Source organism: Aquimarina sediminis (genome assembly GCF_002895435.1).
In the GTDB taxonomy this organism is placed as follows: Bacteria; Bacteroidota; Bacteroidia; order Flavobacteriales; family Flavobacteriaceae; genus Aquimarina; species Aquimarina sediminis.
In genome coordinates, this window is record NZ_POYJ01000006.1 from 286,653 (window position 1) to 310,514 (window position 23,862).

Sequence of the window (23,862 nt, forward strand, 5' to 3'; positions counted from 1 at the left end):
TTAAAAAATTCTTCGATTGAGATTTATTAAAAGTGAATTTTGACTTTATGGTATGGATAGCCAAAAAAGAACGTATAAGATATCTATTCTAAGAATAGCTTAGAGGTACATCTTCATCCTTTTTATCATATCCTGATTAATGTTTAACCAGTTTTGATTCTAATTGATTATTAATAATAGTAGATAGATCATTGACAATTGGAAGTTGCATCACAGAAAAATGATCTCCTGTAACTTCTTTCAAAACAAGGTCAGAAAACAGTCTTTTCATCTGTTCTTTATCATTTAATACACTAGATTGAGTTGGGTTGATATAAAGAGTCTTGGCTTTAATATCAGTACTTTTACAATAGGTTTCTGAAACTTCTCTCAATACAAGAACTGTATTAACTGCTTCTAATATTTGCTGCCTATTCTTATTCGAAAAACCTGGAATAAGTTGACTAATCTCTAAAGGAATAATCCCTTTCACTTCTTCCTCTGTTGCTGTTTTAAAGAACTCTGATTTAGAAAACTGTAGCCATGTATGATCTTTCTTTGGTGTTTTTTTAAATTGAAAGGAAGAATCTATGATGATTAAGTTTTCAATTTTTTCATCAGATTTTTCAAGTAATGCTGCCATTTCGGTTGCAATTACTCCTCCTAAACTCCAACCCAACAAGGTATATGGTCCAGTAGACTGTACAGACTTTATTTCTTTTATATATCTCGATGCCAGTTCGGTAATATCAGGAACATCCTGAGTATCATTAGTATTAAACTTGATTCCGTAACACCTATAATTGTTAATTTTTCTGGTAAGTTCGAGATATCCATCAATTTCTCCACTACCATCGTGAATTACAAAGAGTTTTTCTTCTGCATCCACATTATTTAAAGAAATTAAAGAGGTCTTTTCTTCTTTATCGCCCCTTCTTTCCTGAATCTTGTCTGAAAGTGTCTCTATAGTGGGGGTTAAGAAAATTTCAAAAAGAGGAAGTTCTATTTTGAAGCTTTTCTTTATCTCATATTTTAATTTTATGGCATTTAAGGAATGACCTCCTAAACTAAAGAAATCTGATCTTATACTTATTTGATTTTGATCTATCCCTAATATGTCTGCCCATATCCTTTGAAGCCTTTCCTGCTTCTTGTTTTTGGGAGCAACGTAAAAATCTGTTGGTGTAAAATCGGGATTTGGTAGTGCATCTTTATCTATTTTTCCATTAGGATTTAAAGGAAAAATGTCTAACCATGTATAACTTACAGGAATCATATAATCAGGTAATTTTTCTGACAAATGACACTTTAACTCTGTCATTTCTGTTTTTTGATCACCTTTTAGATAAGCGTATAGTTTTTGATTTTCGCCATGAATAGTCACAACAGCTTGTTCTATTCCGGGTAAGGTTTCTATACTGGATTCTATTTCGGTCGGCTCTATTCGATATCCTCTAATCTTTACCTGATCATCTGTTCTTCCTATATACTCGATAGTACCCTTTGATGTCCATCGACCAAGATCTCCGGTTTTATAATGCAATACCTCTGACAGATAAACAAATTTCTCAGAAGTTATTTCTGGCTTCTTAAGATACCCTTCAGAAACTCCTAATCCACTAATATAAATTTCTCCAATAACTCCTATTGGTACTATTTCAAAATCCGAATTTACTATTTGTATTTTGGTATTTGCGATAGGTTTTCCAATGTATATCTTTTCATCTTCCGGTAGTACTTCTGTGGCAATACAACCTACCGTAGTTTCTGTAGGTCCATATTCATTATATACCCGTATAGAATTATCTATATTTTTTATGATCTCTAACTGACTTTTCTTTAATTGCTCTCCTCCACAAATAATGGTTTTAATATGGGTTCTTTTGAGATCTAGATCCTTAAGAATTGTCAAATGAGTTGGAGTTATTTTTAGTGTATCTATCTCTGGATTCGTAAAGCTTTCTTTTAGTAATGTATCAATATCTGTTTGATCACTACCTATGAATAACTTTTTACCTCTGGTTAGACTTGTATATATTGAAGTTACTGTCAAATCAAAAGATATTGGTGTTATTAATCCCCAATTTCCTTCCTCCGAATTTGTAAAATAGTAGTCATTTGCCCAACAGATATAGTTTACTAAGTTGCCATGAGTAACCTTACAGCCTTTGGGCTCACCTGTAGAACCTGATGTATACATAATATACGCAAGATCATCAGAAGTCACCTTTTGTGTTTTTATCTTTTGTCCTTTAATATTACTAAAGTCAAACGTATTCATATCTAGACACGTATAACTTTTAAGGTTCTCAGTAATGGTATCTATATTAGTAACAATAAGTTTACAGTCACTTTGATCGAGCATATATTGCGTTCTCGATACAGGTTGATCTGGATTAATAGGCAAATAAGCAGCTCCTGCTTTCATTATTGCTATAATCGCGGTGATCATTTCACTGGAACGTGTCATAACCAGGGCAACGACAGATCCCTGAACTACTCCCGAGTTAACAAGATGTTGAGCCCAAAGGTCAGAAAGAGAATTCAACTCTTTATAAGTGAGTCGCTCTTTCCCGAAGATAATTGCTTCTGCATTAGGTACTTTTAGCGACTGTGTTATAAAAAAATCCAAGACCGTATTACCAGAATTATAATCTACTGATGTATCATTAAATGCAATCAATAACTCATCCCTTTCCTCTGGAGCTAAGATTTCTATCGTTCCTAAGAATTGAGTATCGTCTATTAGTACTTCATCGATAATCCTATTTATATATCCTAAGAAACGTTTTATAGTGGATGGTTTAAATAAATCAGTACGATACGTAAAAGATAAATCTATACCTTCATTTGAATCTTGCAACTCTAAACTAAGATCAAATTTTGCCACATTGTATATCGCACTATGGTTCTTAATTTTTAGGTCTGTAGCTTTAAAATCTGAATCTTTGGACTGTTCTCGATAAGAAAAAAACACATCAAACAATGGGTTTCTACCAATATCTCTAGAAAGCTCTAGCGCATCAACTAATTCTTCATATTGATAAAGTTGATGATCAAATGCCGACAATGTATCTTCATTTACTGTAGCTAGTAAATCTCTAAATGATATTTTTGAATCTACATCATTACGCAATGCTAACGTATTAACAAACATCCCTACTACACCTTCTAAATCTGCATGATGGCGCCCCGCTGTAGAGGTTCCTACAACTATATCGGTCTGATTAGACAATTTACTTAATAGTACCTTATAAATGGTCAAAAACAAGGTATACATTGTTACTCCATGAGTATTGGCAAAACCATGTAATTTATCCCTTTGTTGCTTAGGAAGCTGTATTGAACAGATATCTCCATGATCACTGGGGTGAAGTGGTCTTAAATAATCGGTAGGCAGTTCGAGAGTCGTTACCTTCTTATTATAGATTTCTAACCAATATGCTTTATGATCCGATACTAAAGTCTGGTGGGTATTACTGTGCTGCCATACTACGTAATCAATATATTGAATAGGTAAATCTGGTAGCAATTCATTATGATATAAAGACCAAAACTCTCGAATCAAAATCTCATGAGAAATACCATCGCTGATGATATGATGCATATCCACCATTAGCAGTGCGTCTTCTCCAGTAACCTCCATCAACCCAATTCGGATAGGCAATTCTGATGAAAGATCAAAAGGACGAACAAACTCATGAATATAATTGTCTATGTCCTGTGTACCTCCTTTATACCGAACAACTTCAAAAATCATATCTGATACTACTCTCTGACATGGCGCACCATCAACCATTTCAAATAGTGTACATAGGCTATGATGGCGATTTACCAAAGTCTTAAAGGCTAATTCGAGTTTAGAGAAGTCTACTTCTCCTTTAAGTCGAAAAAATCCAGGCATGTTATAAGCAGTACTTTCTTTATCAAATTCATATAAGAAATACATACGCTTTTGCGCAGAAGACAAAGGATAATATTCACGATCTGGTGCCTTGGGGATAGTCATAAAAGATTCTTTGTTTAATCCCTCAATATACTTCCCTAAGCTTACAATATCTTGATATTGAAATACTGATTTCAGGGCAATTTGCACCGAAAACTCTTTACGAATTCTATTAATCAGAACCACCGCATGAAGTGAATTTCCTCCTAAATCAAAAAAGCTGCTATTAACACTTATTTGATCTTTATCTAACTGTAATACATCTGACCAAAGTGCTACCAATTGTTCTTCAGTAACATTAGATGCCTCTTGGTAATCCAATAATTCTTCCTCTGGAACTGGCAATGACCTACGATCTAATTTTCCGGTAGAAGTCAACGGTAATTCTTCTAAATGAACATAATAGCCTGGAATCATACTTAGCGGTAGCTTATCCTGCAAATAGGTCCTTATCTCTGATGCAGAAAAAAGTTTTGTAGAAACATAATATGCTATCAAAGCTTTGTTCCCATTAACCTCTCTAATCATGACTACAGCGTCATCGATACCTTCTATAGAATTTACATGTCGCTCAATTTCTCCTGGTTCTATACGAACCCCATTAAGCTTTAATTGGTTATCAATTCTACCCAAAAAGTCAATAGTACCGTCTGAGTTCCACCTTGCCAAATCACCCGTTTTATACAAACGACTCTCTCCACAAGGATTTGATATAAAACTGTTTTTTGTTATATCTGAACGGTTCAAATAACCTCGAGAAACTCCTTTTCCTCCCAAATAAAGTTCTCCGATTGTCCCCTGTGGTAATAAGTTGAGTTCTTTATCAAGAATATATGCTTGCGTATTGGATATAGGGTAACCAATAGTGATTTTACTCTGTAAGCTATCCTCTTTCGATATTTTTTTAATGGTCGAACTAATAGTTGTTTCTGTGGGACCATATTTATTATAAAAAGAATGTGTCTTGCCTATCTTTTGTGCTAACAAAGGACTACAAACATCACCACCTGACACAACTCTATTAAGAGTTTGCACATCATCTAGCTGTATTCTCTCCAGTAAGGATGGTGTGCTATGCAAATGCGTTATTTGATATTTTTTTAAGTAATCAATCAATTCGGTAGGTTCTAATAAAATATTTTCATCAATGAGTACTAACGTTGCTCCCTTGCTTAGTGCTAACCAAATTTGTTCTACAGAAGCATCAAAATAATATGGTGATGATTGAAGTATTTTTTCTTTATTATCTATCTCAAAAAGCTCTGATTGGTGTACTATAAAATTCGTAACAGATTCGTGATTCGTCATCACTCCTTTTGGTATTCCGGTAGAACCAGAAGTGTATATAATATACGCAAGGTCTGTTGCAGATGATTTTGGCAACTTTTTCTTATCTATTACTACCTCACTATTGTCAATAACATCTGTATGTAACCAAACACAATCTTTTTTAAAACCATCAGGAATTGTACTCAAATTACTAATTACAGTAGTGCTTTTACTTTCTTCTAATATTTGAAGTGTACGACATAAGGGTTGTTCTGGGTTTATGGGTAAGTACACTGCCCCTGCTTTCATTATTGCCAGTATAGCAGTGATCATTTCTGTTGATCTAGTCATCATCAATGAAACTATTGATTGTTGGGATACTCCTGCACCTATCAAAAAACTTGCCCAAAGATCTGATCGGTCATCAAGTTCTTTGTAGGTAAAGCTTTTTTCGTTGAAAACCAGAGCTTCAGCATTTGGTGTTAGTTGGGCTTGTTCTATAAACATGTCCAGTACCGTCTTTTCTAAATCATAAGCTATTGCGGTATTATTAAACACATTTAACAATTTATCTCTTTCTACTTCAGACAAAATATTAATAGTTCCTATTCGTTGAGTATGATCCACTAATACTTCTTCAATAATTCTACTTAAATAACTTGTAAACTGTTCTACTCTTGGCAAATCAAATAAATCTTTCCTACAGATAAATGATAAGCTTATTCCCTGATCAGAATCTATTACATCCAAACTAAGGTCAAATTTTGAAGTTCTAAACGGAACATTATAAGGACGTATATCCAAACCTAAATCTTGATTACCCTGAGCTTCGATTTCTTTGTTATAAGTAAAAAATACATCGAACAAAGCATTTCGATTTATATCTCTTGAAACTTCTAATTCATCTATTAACTCTTCATATTGATATAGCTGATGATCAAGTGCCTGTAATGTATTCTCGTTTAAATCCAAAAGAAAATCCTTAAAACTCATTGTTCCTTTGGGGTAGTTTCTCAATGCCAATGTATTCACAAACATTCCAACCAAGCCTTGTAAATCCAAATGATGGCGACCTGCTGTTGGGGTACCTACCACGATATCTTCTTCATTAGTCAGTTTATTAAGGAATACATTATAAATCGCTAAAAACAAGTTATATACCGTTACTCCTTCTGAATTTGCCAGAAAACGTAATTTTTCACTTTGTTGATTACTCAATTTTATGGTATGACAGTGCCCTTGATTACTTAAGGTTTGAGGTCGAGGATGATCTGTTGGTAACTCAAGTGAAATTACTTCTTCTGAAAATTTCTCCATCCAGTACGATTTATGTGATGCAACTAAGTTGGTATATTCTTCACTTTGTTGCCATACAGCATAATCTGTATACTGAATACGTAAGGTATCAGGGGTCTGTTTAGAATAAAAAGACATAAAATCTCTCATTAACACCTCTAAGGATACCCCATCGTTAACAATATGATGTGTATCTATCAGTAAAATATGATCCTCATCTGAAATACTCATCAAAGTAACTCGTATAGGTAGTTCTTCAAAAAGATTAAAAGGTTGAATAAACTGCTTAATTTTGGTGTCAACCTCTGAATCTAATACCGAGAAATGATCTATCTCAAAACCAATCTCTTGGGCTATACGTTGCATAGGGTAACCATCTACCATTTTAAATACGGTTTGTAAACTTTGATGGAATTCCAGTAATTTGTTAAATGACAATTCCATTTGAGGTAAGTCAATAGTACCTTTAATTCTAAAAAAGCTTGGTAGGTTATATGCTGTACTTTCTTTATCAAATTCATACAGAAAATAAAGTCTCTGCTGTGCTGATGATAAAGGGTAATACTTGCGAGCAGGTGTTTTAGGAATAGAGATAAAAGATACTTTGTTTTTTCCTGATATATATTCTGATAAAGTTGAAATAGTTCGATAAATAAATAGTTCGCGTAAAAGCAGGTTAACAGAAAATGCTTCACTTACCTTATTTACCAGGGTTATAGCTGCAAGTGAATGACCTCCAAGATCAAAAAAGTCTGAAGTTACGCTGATTTGGTTTTCATCCAGTCCAAGTATATCTGCCCAAAGGCTACAAAGTTTTTCTTGTTCCTCATTTTTGGGAGCGACATAAATATCACTTAAAGCTGATTCTGGATTCGGTAAAGCTTTTCTATTAATTTTTCCATTATCTGTAGTAGGAAATGCATCTATCCACACAAAATTAGAAGGGATCATATAAGCAGGTAATTTGCTTAGCAATGAAATTTTAATTTTTTCAGATTTTGACTCTTCTCCTGTATAGTAGGCAATCAATTTTTTATCACCTTTAGATTCATGAATCATAACCAAAGCCTGGCTTACCAAAGAAATGTTTTCTAACTCTTTTTCGATCTCATTTAATTCTATACGATATCCACGAAGTTTTACCTGGTGATCATTACGCCCTAAATATTCGATAGTTCCATCTGGAAGCCAACGTGCCAGATCTCCTGTTTTATACAAGAGTCCTTCTCCAAAAGGGTTGCTAACAAAATGTTTTTGAGTTAGGTCCGGACGACTCAAATAACCTAATGATAATCCTTCTCCACCGAGATAAAGCTCTCCTACTACGCCTAGAGGAAGGAGATCCAAACGGTCATTCAAAATATACGCCTGACTATTTGCTATTGGACGTCCAATAGGTAATTTTACATCTTCGTCGCCAATTTTGGTAACCTGATGTGAAATTGAAATTACTGTTGCTTCGGTTGGACCATATTCATTATAAAAAGAATACGTTTCACTATACTTATTGGCTAAGGCAGGCTTACATTCTTCTCCTGATACCACTATCTTCTTAAGACAAGGGAGGTATGGTAAAGGCATACTTTCTAGAAATGAAGGGGTGCAATTAAGAAGGCTAACCGAATGTTCTTTTAGATAGTTCAAAAAGAGTGTTTTGTTAACCAACGTTTCTAAATCGATTAGTAATAAACTTGCTCCTGTGGTTAGGGATAACCAGATTTGCTCGACAGAAACATCAAAATAGTAAGGAGAGAATTGCAATATTTTGTCACTGGACTCTACCTCAAGAAATTCGCGTTCGTGATGAATAAGATTAGTTACAGATCGATGATTAATCATTACTCCTTTTGGTTGCCCTGTAGATCCAGAAGTATATATTATATATGCAAGGTCATCGGGTAAGACCTTCTGTATGTTTTTCTTTATGCCATTTGGTGTGATATTTTTATCAAGTGTATCTACACTTATTACTGTATAGTGTTTTTCAAGATCTTCGGGTATTACCGATATATTGGTAATAGTATATGTGCTTTTACTTTCGTTAAGCATGTATTGAGTTCTATATACCGGCTGATCAGGATTAATAGGTAAATAGGCTGCACCTACCTTCATTACTGCCAAAATAGCCGTGATCATCTCGCTTGATCGTGTCATAACTAAAGCTACAATAGCTCCAGAGGTAACACCTTCCTTAACCAAATGTTGTGCCCACAAATCTGAACGTACATCCAGGTCTCTATACGTAAGTCGTTCTTGTCCGAAGATAATCGCTTCTGCATCCGGTGTCTCTTTTGATTGAGATATAAACAAGTCTAATACTGTTTTATCCAAATCATAATCTACAGCAGTATCATTAAACGTAATCTGTAACATGTTTTTTTCCTGAGGAGACAAAATTTCTATATCTCCCAATAACTGAGTGCTGTCTAAAAGTATGGCATCGGTAATTCGATTTAAATATTCAGAAAAACGTTCTATAGTGGATGATTTAAACAGATCTATAGCGTAGTTAAAAGACAAGCTTATACTTTCTTCAGAGTCTAACACTTCTAAACTGAGATCAAATTTAGCCACACTACGTACTGCTCCATGGCTTTCAATTTTGAGATCAGACTCTCCCAAATTCAATTGATTTATCTGTTGTTGATAAGAGAAAAACACATCAAATAATGGGTTACGACCAACATCTCTGGAAAGCTCTAACTCATCCACTAATTCTTCATATTGATATAACTGGTGATCAAACGCCGATAACGTATTTTCTTGTACATCTGAAAGAAAATCTTCGAATGTAGAATTCATTTTAGGATGATTACGCAATGCCAACGTATTTACAAACATACCAACCAATCCTTCTAAATCTGCATGATGACGTCCCGCTGTAGAAGTTCCTATTACAATGTCTTCCTGATTAGATAATTTGCTTAGTAACACATTGTAAATCGCCAGAAACAAGGTATACATCGTTACCCCTTTGCTACGAGACAATTGTCTTAATTGCTCACTTTTGGAAGCACTAAATTTAATCGATTGAACCTCTCCCTGATCACTACGGGATAATGATCGAGTATAATCGATAGGAAGATCAAGCGAGAATACTTCTTCAGAATATACCTCTAACCAATATTGTTTATGTTTGACTACTAAATCCTGATGAGCATCACTCTGTTGCCAAACCGCATAATCTATATATTGAATACGTAAATCTGGTAATACTTCATTATGATACAAAGACCAAAATTCTTTAAGCAAAATTTCATGAGAAACACCATCATTTATAATATGATGCATATCCACCATTAATAGGGCATCTTCTTTTGATATTTCAATCAGTCCAATTCGAACTGGTAACTCTGATGAAAGATCAAAAGGGCGAACGAACTTATTGATATAACTGCTTGTTTCTGATGCATCTGCTTTATATCTAGCAACTTCAAAAGACTCCCCCGATAATATTCTTTGTATTGGAGCATTATCAATCATTTGGAATACTGTACGTAAGCTTTGATGACGTTCTACCAGGGCTTTAAAGGCTTGCTCTAACCTGGATATTTCTAATTTACCATTAATACGGAAAAAACTTGGCATATTATAGGTAGTACTTCCTTTATCAAACTCATACAAGAAATACATACGCTGCTGAGCCGAAGATAGTGGGTAATACTCTCGGCTTAATACCTTAGGAATAGCTATAAAAGATTCTTTCTCTAAACTATCTATATAGGAAGCCAAACTTGAAATATCCTGGTACTTAAACAATGATTTCAAAACAAGATGAACCGAAAACAACTTGCTGATCATATTAATCAAAACAACTGCCCGAAGAGAATTACCTCCCAAATCAAAAAAACTACTACTTACACTAAGCTGATCTGATTCAAGATGTAACAACTCAGACCATAGGGTAACTAATTGCTTTTCTGTGGGAGTAGAAGCTGCCTGATAGGCAACCTTCTCACCCTCTGGAGAAGGTAATGATTTACGATCCAACTTACCCGTTGAAGTCATAGGCATCTCTGACAAACGAACATAATATCCCGGAATCATACTTAAGGGTAACTTATCCAATAAATGATTACGAAGCTCGGAAACAGAAAGATCTACCGTAGAAACATAATATGCAATCAAAGATTTATCTCCATGAACCTCATTAACCACAACAACAGAATCAACAATCTCCGGGATAGCATTTATATGACTCTCTATCTCACCGGGCTCTATACGAACTCCATGAAGCTTTAACTGATCATCTATCCTACCCAAAAACTCTATACTACCATCTGATGTCCAGCGAGCCAAATCACCTGTCTTATACAAACGACCTTCTCCATAAGGATTATCAATATAACGCTCGGCAGTAAGTTCTGGGTTTTGGATATATCCAACACCAACCTGTTTGCCGCCAATATATAACTCCCCGGCAACATGGATAGGCTGAAGATGCATCTCGGGATTAAGAATATAAATCTGAGTGTTTTGAATCGGCTTGCCGATATCTGGCATCGTAGGAACGCCAGAGCCAGGATGAATCGTATTAGTGGTAACTACATGTGTCTCGGCTGGACCATAATGATTGTGTAAACAAACCTCGTGATCCTCTAAATATTGCTTAAATAAATTACCAACAACAACTTGCTCTCCTGCTGTAACAATATTTCGCAAAGTAGTAGGTAATTCTTCCTGATATAACTTAGAATTAAAAATCTGATTCAACACCGAAGAAGGCATAAAAATGGTACGAACAGCATGAGATTCTATATGCTTCAAAACCTTAGAAAAATCCTTAGAAACTGAATCTTCTATCATATGAACGGTACCTCCTGTAAGTAAAGCCGAAAAAATCTCCTTGAAAGAAGGATCAAATGTTAAAGTCGTAAACTGCAACACTGAACTAGTATCTATAGAAGTGCTATTGATATGATAATCCATCAGATTGGTCATATTACCATGGTTGAGCATTACTCCTTTGGGAACCCCCGTAGAGCCAGAGGTATAAATCACATACAACAAATCCGAACTTGAACTTATATAAGGCAAGTTCACAGAATCAAACCCGCTGCAATCGAGACTTCTTATATCTAAACATGTTACACGATCAATGACCGATCCAACAAAATCATCATCTGATAACAATAATGACATACCACTATTATAAACCATCTGCTCAATACGAGAGATCGGATAATCAGGATCAATAGGTAGATACGCTCCACCAGCCTTGAGAATACCCAAAATAGAAATTACCATATCCATAGAGCGCTGTTGCATAACGCCAACTATCGTATTGTTGGTAACTCCTTTACTACGTAACAAACCTGCCAACTGATTAGACTTCTTGTTTACATCTGAATAACTTAAGGTAGCTCCTTTAAATGTTAAAGCAACAGCATCCGGAGTCTCTAAAACCTGATCCTCAAATAATTTATGGATCGTACTGTCAGAATCATAAGAACGATAGGTATCATTAAAACTAGCTAATAAATGCTTTTGGCTTTCGCTAAGGATATCGTTTTGATTGATTAAAGTATCGTCATTATAAATAAAAGAGGTAAGTACTCTTTTAAAACATTCAAATATTCTTGAAGATAAAGCATCATCTATTATCGTTGTAGAATAAGCCAACCATAGCTTGAATGCATTATTAGACGCGGTAACATGCATGTCAAATAATGTATTATTATTTACATAGTTATCAAATCCAACGACACCTTCTTCTATGACAACAGATGATTCTTCTCTAACCATATCATTCAAAATATGGAAATCCATATAATTAAAGGAAGTATCAAAAATTGGATTTCCTTCTTCGGCTGGTTCTTTTGTAATTTCTAAAATTTTATAAAATGGCACTTTTTCATGCTCCTTAAATTTTCTAAGTTTATTTTCAATATAGTCTACATATTCTCCCCAAGTGATATTTTGAGGAATTTTGGCCCGAAAAGGAACTGTATTTAAAAAACAACCTAGTAATTTATCTCCATCAGGAATTAAAGGCCTATTATTAGCCACTATTCCTACCGTTACATCATTCGCTGGCGATAGCATCTTCATAACGTATATATAAGCAGCAAAGCAAAGATGTTTGAAACTGGTGTTATGCTTTTGTACGACGCTGTCTAATTTTCTTCGAAAATCTTCGCCCAAATCATACTTATCCATCTTGTATTCATGCTTCAATTTGGTTTCTACAAATTGTAATCGCTTATAACCATCAAGCTCTTCTTTCCAGTATTCTATATTTTTGGTATCTAATGAAGCTTCTATTTCTCCTAATATCTGATCACGATAATTAGCTCTTAAGAGTTTTGGTTTATACTGGTCATCTTTTAATAATTCATAATATATATTGTTTAATTCTGTTGTAAAGGAGTTTAAACTCCATCCACCAAATAATGAGTGATGAAAATCAAACAATAGATATTGATATAATGGAGACGTTTTAATTATGGTCATTCTCCATATTAAAGAGAAGTATAACTCTGTTCCCTTAAGTCTTTCTTCATGTTTCTTTTTTTCAATAAATTTTTCTTGTTCATCTCTGGATAAGTGAGATATATCTATATAATCGATTTGAGGATCAATATCTTTAAGAACAATATGTGCAAGATTATCTAAATCATATATTTTTCTTAACACAGAATGTTTTTCGATCATTAAATCGAGTGCTTTCCGAAAAATTTCAAAGCTAAAATTCTCAAGAGGTAAAGGGTAGACATTCTGTTCGTGATAAATTATAGTATGAATGCTTTTATCTTCACTCTGCTCTTTCATGGTATGAAAAACCATTCCTATTTCTACTCCATTCATAGGATATACAGCCTCATAAGAGTCCTTAAACTTTTCTTTAGCTCTATATTCTTTTTCAAAGCGTTCAATTACTTTTTCGGCTTCTATCTTGTAGCTATTTATTTGATTACTATTTTCATTTTTACTCAAAAAATAACTAAGCTCTTCAATTGTTTGGTATATATATAAATCGGCAATACTTAATGCGCTATTTAGTTTCTGGTTAATCTCTGCGACAAGCCCAATTGCCTTTAAAGAATCTCCTCCTAAAACAAAGTAATTATCTCGTATCCCAACTTTACTAGCTGATAGAATTTTCATCCATATTTCTACCATCACTTTGTGTTCGTGAGTTACCGGGGCTTTATAATCCTGTAATTCTGTAAGGATAGGTGCTGGTAATTTTTGGCGATCTACTTTATTGTTAGTTGTATATGGTATTTTATCAACTTGCATAAAGTAGGCAGGTATCATATAAAAAGGTACTCTTTCTGCCAGATAATTCCTTAAATATTCTACTGATAGTTTCTCTGTTCCTACAATATATGCGCATAAATATGGTTGATCCTCTCCTTTATCCTTTTTATCCAAAACTACTACGTTCTCGACATACTCACTACTTAATAATTGATGCTCAATCTCTCCAAGTTCTATTCTAAATCCTTTAAGTTGTACCTGATGGTCTGTACGACCTTTGTACTCCAACTCTCCATTACTTAACAGTACTGCCAAGTCTCCTGATCGATATAGTCGATCACTTTTTTTATAAGGGTTATCCGTAAAACGAGAATTTGTTAGCGCCTCATTATTCAAATACCCACGAGCGACACCTTCTCCTCCAACATAAATCTCCCCTATAACTCCCTGGGAAACCAATTTCATCTGATCATCTAATAGGTATATAGAACCTGTTGGTAATGGTCTACCTATATTACTAACACTATGTTCTATCTCAAATTTTCCTATTTCTTTATAAGTCATATGTACGGTTACTTCTGTAATACCATACATATTAATCAGCTTGGTATTGGGGTGCACCGCAAACCAATCTTTTAATTTTGAAGGTAGTAATGCTTCTCCGGCAAATACTACGTATCTAAGTTTTGGGAGTGTAATCCCCTCTCGTTTTACTTCTGTTGCCAGATTATAAAATGCTGTGGGCGTCTGATTTAGTACTGTAACGTCATTTTTATGTAATATTTGCATGTACGCCAAAGGATCTCTAGCTATTTCGGGAGGAATAATAATTAGTTTTCCTCCATTAAGGAGTGCTCCATACATTTCCCAAACGCTAACATCAAAACAATGACTATGAAACATCGTCCAGACATCATCTTCTCCAAATGTATACTGAAAAGACTCATTAAATAATAATCTAACCACATTACGATGCTCAATCATTACTCCTTTTGGGTTTCCGGTAGTTCCCGAGGTATAGAGCACATAGCATAGATCGTTGGGGGTATTAACAGTATCTAAATTTGAAGTATCCTTTATACTTGCAGCATCATCAATGTATAAAAACAAGAGATTTTTTTCTTCTATACTACTTTCATGCTCCCTTACCGATAATACAATTTCTGCTCCACTGCTTTCCAGTGTATATTGTATACGATTTTGAGGATAGGTTACATCTATAGGTAAATAGGCGCCACCTGCTTTAAGAATACCTAGCATCCCTATAACCGTTTCAAAGGTTTTGCCCATTAAAAGTCCGACTATTGCTTCACGATTTACTCCGTTGGACCTAAGCATTCTTGCTACCTGATTGGCCCTTTGATTAACCTCTTTATATGTCATTGTATCATCGCTCATAAGCAATGCCAATTTATTTGGAGTCTTAGCTACCTGACTCTCGAACATATCTACTAGTGTTAATTGATCCGGGTATTTTACACCTGTAAAATCATTTAACTCTAGTAACTGTTGACGAGTAGTTTTATCCAGCAGAGACACATCTCCTAACAATATATGTTCATTATCCCCCACCTGATCTATTAAATTATTAAAGTAGGTAAAGAAAAGTTCGATCGTTTCTTTTTTAAACAAATGGGTACTATATTCAAATGTGCAGTCTAACTCATTGTCTATTTCGTTAAAATGAATCATTAAATCAAACTTGGATGTCGACTTAGCAATCTCATATGGTTTTATGTTGAAATCACTTAGTCTTGATTCTGTTTGTTTGATATTGTTTAATGTAATAATTGTATTGAATAAGGGGTTTATTTTATTACTTCTAGTCAACCCCAGATCTTCTATCAATTCTTCATAAGGATATTCCTGATGATCAAAGCAGGTTAGCGTTTTTTTACCCACTCCTTTTAAATAGCTTCTAAAGTTAGTATTACTTTTGGGGTGTAGTCGAATAGCCAAAGTATTAACAAACATTCCGATTATTTGATCCAAATCCCCATGCCCTCTTCCTCCTACAGGTGTACCTATTACCAGATCATCTACGCTTGTAAGTTTTGATTGAAAAAGCCCATAAAAAGAAATAAGAACTGCAAATAGTGAAGTCTCTGTACTTTTCTTAAGACCATCCAATATCCTTTTTCTTTTGGCATTTATTTTAAAATGAATTTGTTCTCCTTCAAAAGAAATCTCCTTTGGTTTGGCAAAATCGGTAGGAAGTATTGCAGTATTACTAAACCCACTTAATTCTTGTAACCAAAACGATTTTTGCTCTTGGAGATTGGATTGATGTTCTATACTATAATACCATTGTGCATAATCTCTATATTGTAATGAAAGCTCTGGTAGTTCTTGTTGACTATAGAATGCTCCTAGATCGCTTAAAAAAACCTGAAACGAGATTCCATCTGATATAATATGATGAATATCTATTAATAAAATGAAATGAGTACTACTGAGTTCTACCAAATTTGCCCTTATAAGTGGGGCTTTTTGCAGATCAAAAGGATTAGAAAAATTTTGAATGATGCTTTCTAAGTCCTTTTCTTCACAAATATCATGTTTTAAAACAAACTCAAACTCTTCTAATACTTTTTGAACAGGTTTGTAGTTTTTATCCACTACAAAATAGGTTCGTAAACTTTCATGTCTTTCGATTAACCTGGTAAGTGCTGTTTGTAATCGATTAACGTCTACAGATCCATTTATTTCAAAAGCAAAAGGAATATTATATGCAATAGAATCTTTTACTAATTCTTGAAGAACATATAATCTCGCTTGAGCCGGTGTTAATCTAGTAGAGGTATTGCGATTGGATCTAGGAATTTTTTTAAAATTCTTTTTTTGCTTTTTTCTTTTAAGGATATAATCAATCAATTCATGTTTATTTTCCTTTACTTCTTTAAGTAAAACAGTTTCATCCACACCTTCCGGAATATTCAATTTTAAATTGTCATTTTCGACAGCTACATGAATATCAAGTTCTTTTAATTTTAATAGTAATTCTTCCATAGGATTTACTTGCGTGAGCTTAGTTTTACACTAATTATTTATCTAACATTAAGTTGTAATTACGTAATGCGAATAAAATACTTAGCTATTTTAGAAAATTTGATGTTTGTGTTTGTTCTGAGTACAATTATTCTACTCTTTGTATTTTACTATTATGCACCCCCACAAGGAAGTTTAATTCTGAGCATGCTGATTTATTTATAATACCAAAAAACAATAGCCTCTTTTTATATAATGGTCTCTTTACGTTCTACCTTTTCATTATTCGTACTCTGGTCTTCTCCTTCTAACCATTTATCCATTTCTATCAATTCTGATATTTGTCGGATTGTTCTTTTCTTGAAAATTTCGACAAGCTTCAAGCGGATTTCAAAAGTTTGCTTTATGCTATTTGCTATTTGAATTGCATTCAAAGAATGCCCTCCCAAATCAAAGAAGTCACTATCGATACCTACCACATCCGCATCTAGTTTGAGTACCTCTGACCAGATCTCTACAAGCTTCTCTTCTGTGCTATTAGTAGGAGCAACATAGGTCGCCTCTTGTTGAAGCTCATAATCCGGCAATGACTTACGATCTATCTTACCACTCAAATTCAATGGAAAACGATCCATATGAACATAATACGAAGGAATCATATACTCCGGAAGATGAAGTGATAAATGTTTACGAATCTCTGAGGTATCCAGTGGCTCTGAAGACTCATAATAACCAACAACATACTTCTCCTCTTCAATAGTTTGTATCTTAACAACAGATTGAGTAATACCCGAATATCGGCTAAGTTGATGCGCTATCTCCGATAACTCGATCCTATATCCTCGTAACTTAACCTGATCATCAATCCTACCATAGTACTCTAAATTACCATCGGCTAACCATCGAACCAGATCACCCGTGCGATATACACGATCCTCCCAAGCGATCCAGTCTGAATCAAACTTATCTGAAGTAAGAGACTGGTCTCCAACATATCGTAATGCCAAACCATCTCCAGCAATACATAGCTCCCCTATAGAACCCATAGGAACCAAACCTCCGTAGTTGTCGGTAATATATACCCGCTCATTAGGTAATGGCTTTCCTATAGGAATGCTATCATAACTATCCAGGTTATCTATATCTATCTTATAACTCGTAGAATCAACACAGGTCTCTGTAGGACCATAAAAATTGTACAATTGTGTACCTGCTCCCAATTTGGCGTAAAACAATCGTACCAAATCTACCGGAAGAACCTCTCCTGCCAATATCCAACTCGATAAACTATCCAAAGTAGACCCTTCTTGTAAAGAATGAACTAATAATCCCAAATGTGTTGGAGTACCATCAGAAATATCTATACTATGATCATTATAAAAGCGTAGTAATGCTGCCCCATCTTTGCGGCTTTGATCATCTACAATATATAAACTGTGACCCTGAAGTAAACTACCAAAAATTTGCTGTACCGAAGCATCAAAAGAATAAGATGCTAATAATGATACTCGTAATGCCCTATCGCCATAACTATCATAAACACGATCCTTTAGACCTTTTACCAAATTAATAACACTACCCTGAGGCATCATTACCCCCTTGGGATGACCACTAGAACCAGATGTAAAAATACAATATGCCAAATCTGTTGATCCTATAGAAATCGATACCTCAGAGTCATCCTGCGAAGTAATAATAGGGGAAGCTATAGAAGTAACTGGAAGATAGGCAGAATAATCATCAACATAAGTATCATGAGATAGTAAATAAGCAGCACGACTTTGATCCAACATATAGCTGATACGCTGCTCCGGAAGACTTGGATCTAATGGTAAATATCCCGCTCCCGATTTTAAAACACCCAAAATACCAATGATCATATCAAGTGAGCGATCAAACAATAAACCAACAATGTTGCCAGGAACAATACCCTCGGATATCAAATAATGTGCAACCTGATTAGATCGTAAATCTAATTCTGAATACGTTAACTCATTATCCCCAAAAAATAATGCCCTACGATCTGGATATTGTTGAACCTGCCGAGAAAAAACAGAAATGATACCCTCCTCATTGTTATAAGGCAAAGAAGTAGAATTATATACCTGAATCAAAGATTCCTGCTCTGATAATGGAACAACATTAATATCTCTAAGCAAAATAACAGGATCTCCTAGAATAGCATCGGTTAAAACTTCAAAATAGTTAACAAAACGTTGTATAGTACTCTCTCTAAAAAGGGAACTCGAATATTGAAAGTTTAATGCCAACTTATCTTCAACCTCTGTAACTGCCATAGTCAGATCAAAACGGGTTACTTCAACATCATAATCAAATGGTGATAACGTAAGACCGGGAATTTCCATCTTGGGTTGCTCAAAATTAAAATACTCGAACATCACATTAAAAAGAGGATTACGATTGGTATCTCTCTTCAAATTCAAAGAGTCTATCAAATCTTCATAAGGATAATCCTGATGCTCAAAAGAACTAAAGGTACGATCATTAACGCCTCTCAAAAATTCTAGAAAAGATCGATCTCCATCAGGATAATTACGAAGGGCTAATGCATTGATAAAAACACCTGCAACACTCTCTAAATCCGCATGATGACGACCAGCAACCGAAGTGCCGATAACGATATCTTCCTGATTACAAAGTTTACTTAACAGTACATTGTAGATACTCAATAAGACAACAAACAAAGTCGTACCTTCTTCTTTTGATAATGATCGCAACTTAGCTGTCTTTTCTGCATCCAATTCAAAACGAACTATACCTCCTTGATTACCCGTAGTGGATAATCCCGAATAATCACCAGGTAAAACAAGAGAAGGAACTTCTTCTTTAAACTCTGACAACCAATACGCCTGATGATTAGCCATAGCTGCTTGTTGAGACTCACCTTGCTGCCAAACAGCATAATCCTTATACTGAATACGAAGGTCTGGTAATGATTCTCCACGATAAAAAGACATAAAATCTCGCATCAAAACACCATTGGTAACTCCATCTGATATAATATGATGATTGTCTACAATCATAACATGTTCTTCTGAACTTAGCGAAATAATACCAACTCGTAATAAAGGACCTACACTAAGATCAAAGGGACTTATAAAATCGGTGATCGTATCACGGATGTCTTCTCCTTTTTCTAAATATGTGATAGAAAAACCTACTGAATCTGAAACCAATTGTACAGGGTGACCATCTACAAAATCAAAAGAAGTACGAAAAACATCATGCCGGGAAATAAGCTGATCAAATGAAGCTGCCAACTTCTTCTTATCCAGAACACCTTGTAAAGAAACAACTTTGGTCGTGTTATATGCTAGAGAATCTTTATCAAACTCATACAAGAAATACATACGCTGCTGCGCCGAAGATAGTGGGTAATACTCTCGAGAATCTACCGGCAAAATATCCAGGTGATTAGTCTTAACAGCATCTGATATATACTCTCCTAAATAGGCTATCGTTGGATGCGCCATGATTTCTTTTAAAGAGATTTTGACATTGAATTCCTTTTTTATTTTATTAGCTAAAAACACCAATTTCAAAGAATGCCCTCCCAAATCAAAGAAGTCACTATCGATACCTACTACATCTGCATCCAGCTTGAGTACCTCTGACCAGATCCCTACAAGCTTCTCTTCTGTGCTATTAGTAGGAGCAACATAGGTCGCCTCTTGTTGAAGCTCATAATCCGGCAATGACTTACGATCTATCTTACCACTCAAATTCAATGGAAAACGATCCATATGAACATAATACGAAGGAATCATATACTCCGGAAGATGAAGTGATAAATGTTTACGAATCTCTGAGGTATCCAGTGGCTCTGAAGACTCATAATAACCAACAACATACTTCTCCTCTTCAATAGTTTGTATCTTAACAACAGATTGAGTAATACCCGAATATCGGCTAAGTTGATGCGCTATCTCCGATAACTCGATCCTATATCCTCGTAACTTAACCTGATCATCAATCCTACCATAGTACTCTAAATTACCATCGGCTAACCATCGAACCAGATCACCCGTGCGATATACACGATCCTCCCAAGCGATCCAGTCTGAATCAAACTTATCTGAAGTAAGAGACTGGTCTCCAACATATCGTAATGCCAAACCATCTCCAGCAATACATAGCTCCCCTATAGAACCCATAGGAACCAAACCTCCGTAGTTGTCGGTAATATATACCCGCTCATTAGGTAATGGCTTTCCTATAGGAATGCTATCATAACTATCCAGGTTATCTATATCTATCTTATAACTCGTAGAATCAACACAGGTCTCTGTAGGACCATAAAAATTGTACAATTGTGTACCTGCTCCCAATTTGGCGTAAAACAATCGTACCAAATCTACCGGAAGAACCTCTCCTGCCAATATCCAACTCGATAAACTATCCAAAGTAGACCCTTCTTGTAAAGAATGAACTAATAATCCCAAATGTGTTGGAGTACCATCAGAAATATCTATACTATGATCATTATAAAAGCGTAGTAATGCTGCCCCATCTTTGCGGCTTTGATCATCTACAATATATAAACTGTGACCCTGAAGTAAACTACCAAAAATTTGCTGTACCGAAGCATCAAAAGAATAAGATGCTAATAATGATACTCGTAATGCCCTATCGCCATAACTATCATAAACACGATCCTTTAGACCTTTTACCAAATTAATAACACTACCCTGAGGCATCATTACCCCCTTGGGATGACCACTAGAACCAGATGTAAAAATACAATATGCCAAATCTGTTGATCCTATAGAAATCGATACCTCAGAGTCATCCTGCGAAGTAATAATAGGGGAAGCTATAGAAGTAACTGGAAGATAGGCAGAATAATCATCAACATAAGTATCATGAGATAGTAAATAAGCAGCACGACTTTGATCCAACATATAGCTGATACGCTGCTCCGGAAGACTTGGATCTAATGGTAAATATCCCGCTCCCGATTTTAAAACACCCAAAATACCAATGATCATATCAAGTGAGCGATCAAACAATAAACCAACAATGTTGCCAGGAACAATACCCTCGGATATCAAATAATGTGCAACCTGATTAGATCGTAAATCTAATTCTGAATACGTTAACTCATTATCCCCAAAAAATAATGCCCTACGATCTGGATATTGTTGAACCTGCCGAGAAAAAACAGAAATGATACCCTCCTCATTGTTATAAGGCAAAGAAGTAGAATTATATACCTGAATCAAAGATTCCTGCTCTGATAATGGAACAACATTAATATCTCTAAGCAAAATAACAGGATCTCCTAGAATAGCATCGGTTAAAACTTCAAAATAGTTAACAAAACGTTGTATAGTACTCTCTCTAAAAAGGGAACTCGAATATTGAAAGTTTAATGCCAACTTATCTTCAACCTCTGTAACTGCCATAGTCAGATCAAAACGGGTTACTTCAACATCATAATCAAATGGTGATAACGTAAGACCGGGAATTTCCATCTTGGGTTGCTCAAAATTAAAATACTCGAACATCACATTAAAAAGAGGATTACGATTGGTATCTCTCTTCAAATTCAAAGAGTCTATCAAATCTTCATAAGGATAATCCTGATGCTCAAAAGAACTAAAGGTACGATCATTAACGCCTCTCAAAAATTCTAGAAAAGATCGATCTCCATCAGGATAATTACGAAGGGCTAATGCATTGATAAAAACACCTGCAACACTCTCTAAATCCGCATGATGACGACCAGCAACCGAAGTGCCGATAACGATATCTTCCTGATTACAAAGTTTACTTAACAGTACATTGTAGATACTCAATAAGACAACAAACAAAGTCGTACCTTCTTCTTTTGATAATGATCGCAACTTAGCTGTCTTTTCTGCATCCAATTCAAAACGAACTATACCTCCTTGATTACCCGTAGTGGATAATCCCGAATAATCACCAGGTAAAACAAGAGAAGGAACTTCTTCTTTAAACTCTGACAACCAATACGCCTGATGATTAGCCATAGCTGCTTGTTGAGACTCACCTTGCTGCCAAACAGCATAATCCTTATACTGAATACGAAGGTCTGGTAATGATTCTCCACGATAAAAAGACATAAAATCTCGCATCAAAACACCATTGGTAACTCCATCTGATATAATATGATGATTGTCTACAATCATAACATGTTCTTCTGAACTTAGCGAAATAATACCAACTCGTAATAAAGGACCTACACTAAGATCAAAGGGACTTATAAAATCGGTGATCGTATCACGGATGTCTTCTCCTTTTTCTAAATATGTGATAGAAAAACCTACCGAATCTGAAACCAATTGTACAGGGTGACCATCTACAAAATCAAAAGAAGTACGAAAAACATCATGCCGAGAAATAAGCTGATCAAATGAAGCTGCCAACTTCTTTTTATCCAGAACACCTTGTAAAGAAACAACTTTGGTCGTGTTATATGCCAAAGAATCTTTATCAAACTCATACAAGAAATACATACGTTGCTGGGCTGAAGATAGCGGGTAATACTCTCGGCTTGATACCTTAGGAATAGCTATAAAAGATTCTTTCTCTAAACTATCTATATAGGAAGCCAAACTTGAAATATCCTGGTACTTAAATAATGATTTCAAAACAAGATGAACCGAAAACAACTTGCTGATCATATTGATCAAAACAACTGCACGAAGGGAATTACCTCCTAAATCAAAAAAACTACTACTTACACTAAGCTGATCTGATTCAAGATGTAACAACTCAGACCATAGGGTAACTAATTGCTTTTCTGTGGGAGTAGAAGCTGCCTGATAGGCAACCTTCTCGCCTTCTGGGGAAGGTAATGACTTACGATCCAACTTACCCGTTGAAGTCATAGGCATCTCTGACAAACGAACATAATATCCCGGAATCATACTTAAGGGTAACTCTTCCAATAAATGATTACGAAGCTCGGAAACAGAAAGATCTACAGTAGAAACATAATATGCAATCAAAGACTTATCCCCATGAACCTCATTAACTACAACAACAGAATCAACAATCTCCGGGATAACATTTATATGACTCTCTATCTCACCGGGCTCTATACGAACTCCATGAAGCTTTAACTGATCATCTATCCTACCCAAAAACTCTATACTACCATCTGATGTCCAGCGAGCCAAATCACCTGTCTTATA

Annotated in this window: 2 protein-coding genes; both read right to left on the reverse strand. The window is 35.1% G+C overall.

The window, feature by feature from the left end; genetic code table 11:
- Window positions 1-136: 136 nt before the first annotated feature.
- A complete protein-coding gene (locus C1X07_RS15235; RefSeq protein WP_103070892.1) occupies window positions 137-16,702 on the reverse strand; it encodes a non-ribosomal peptide synthetase in 16,566 nt (5,521 codons plus the stop codon).
- Window positions 16,703-16,929: 227 nt separating this feature from the next.
- On the reverse strand, window positions 16,930-23,862 hold a 6,933-nt coding region (locus C1X07_RS15240; protein ID WP_128755292.1), incomplete at its 5' end, for a non-ribosomal peptide synthetase.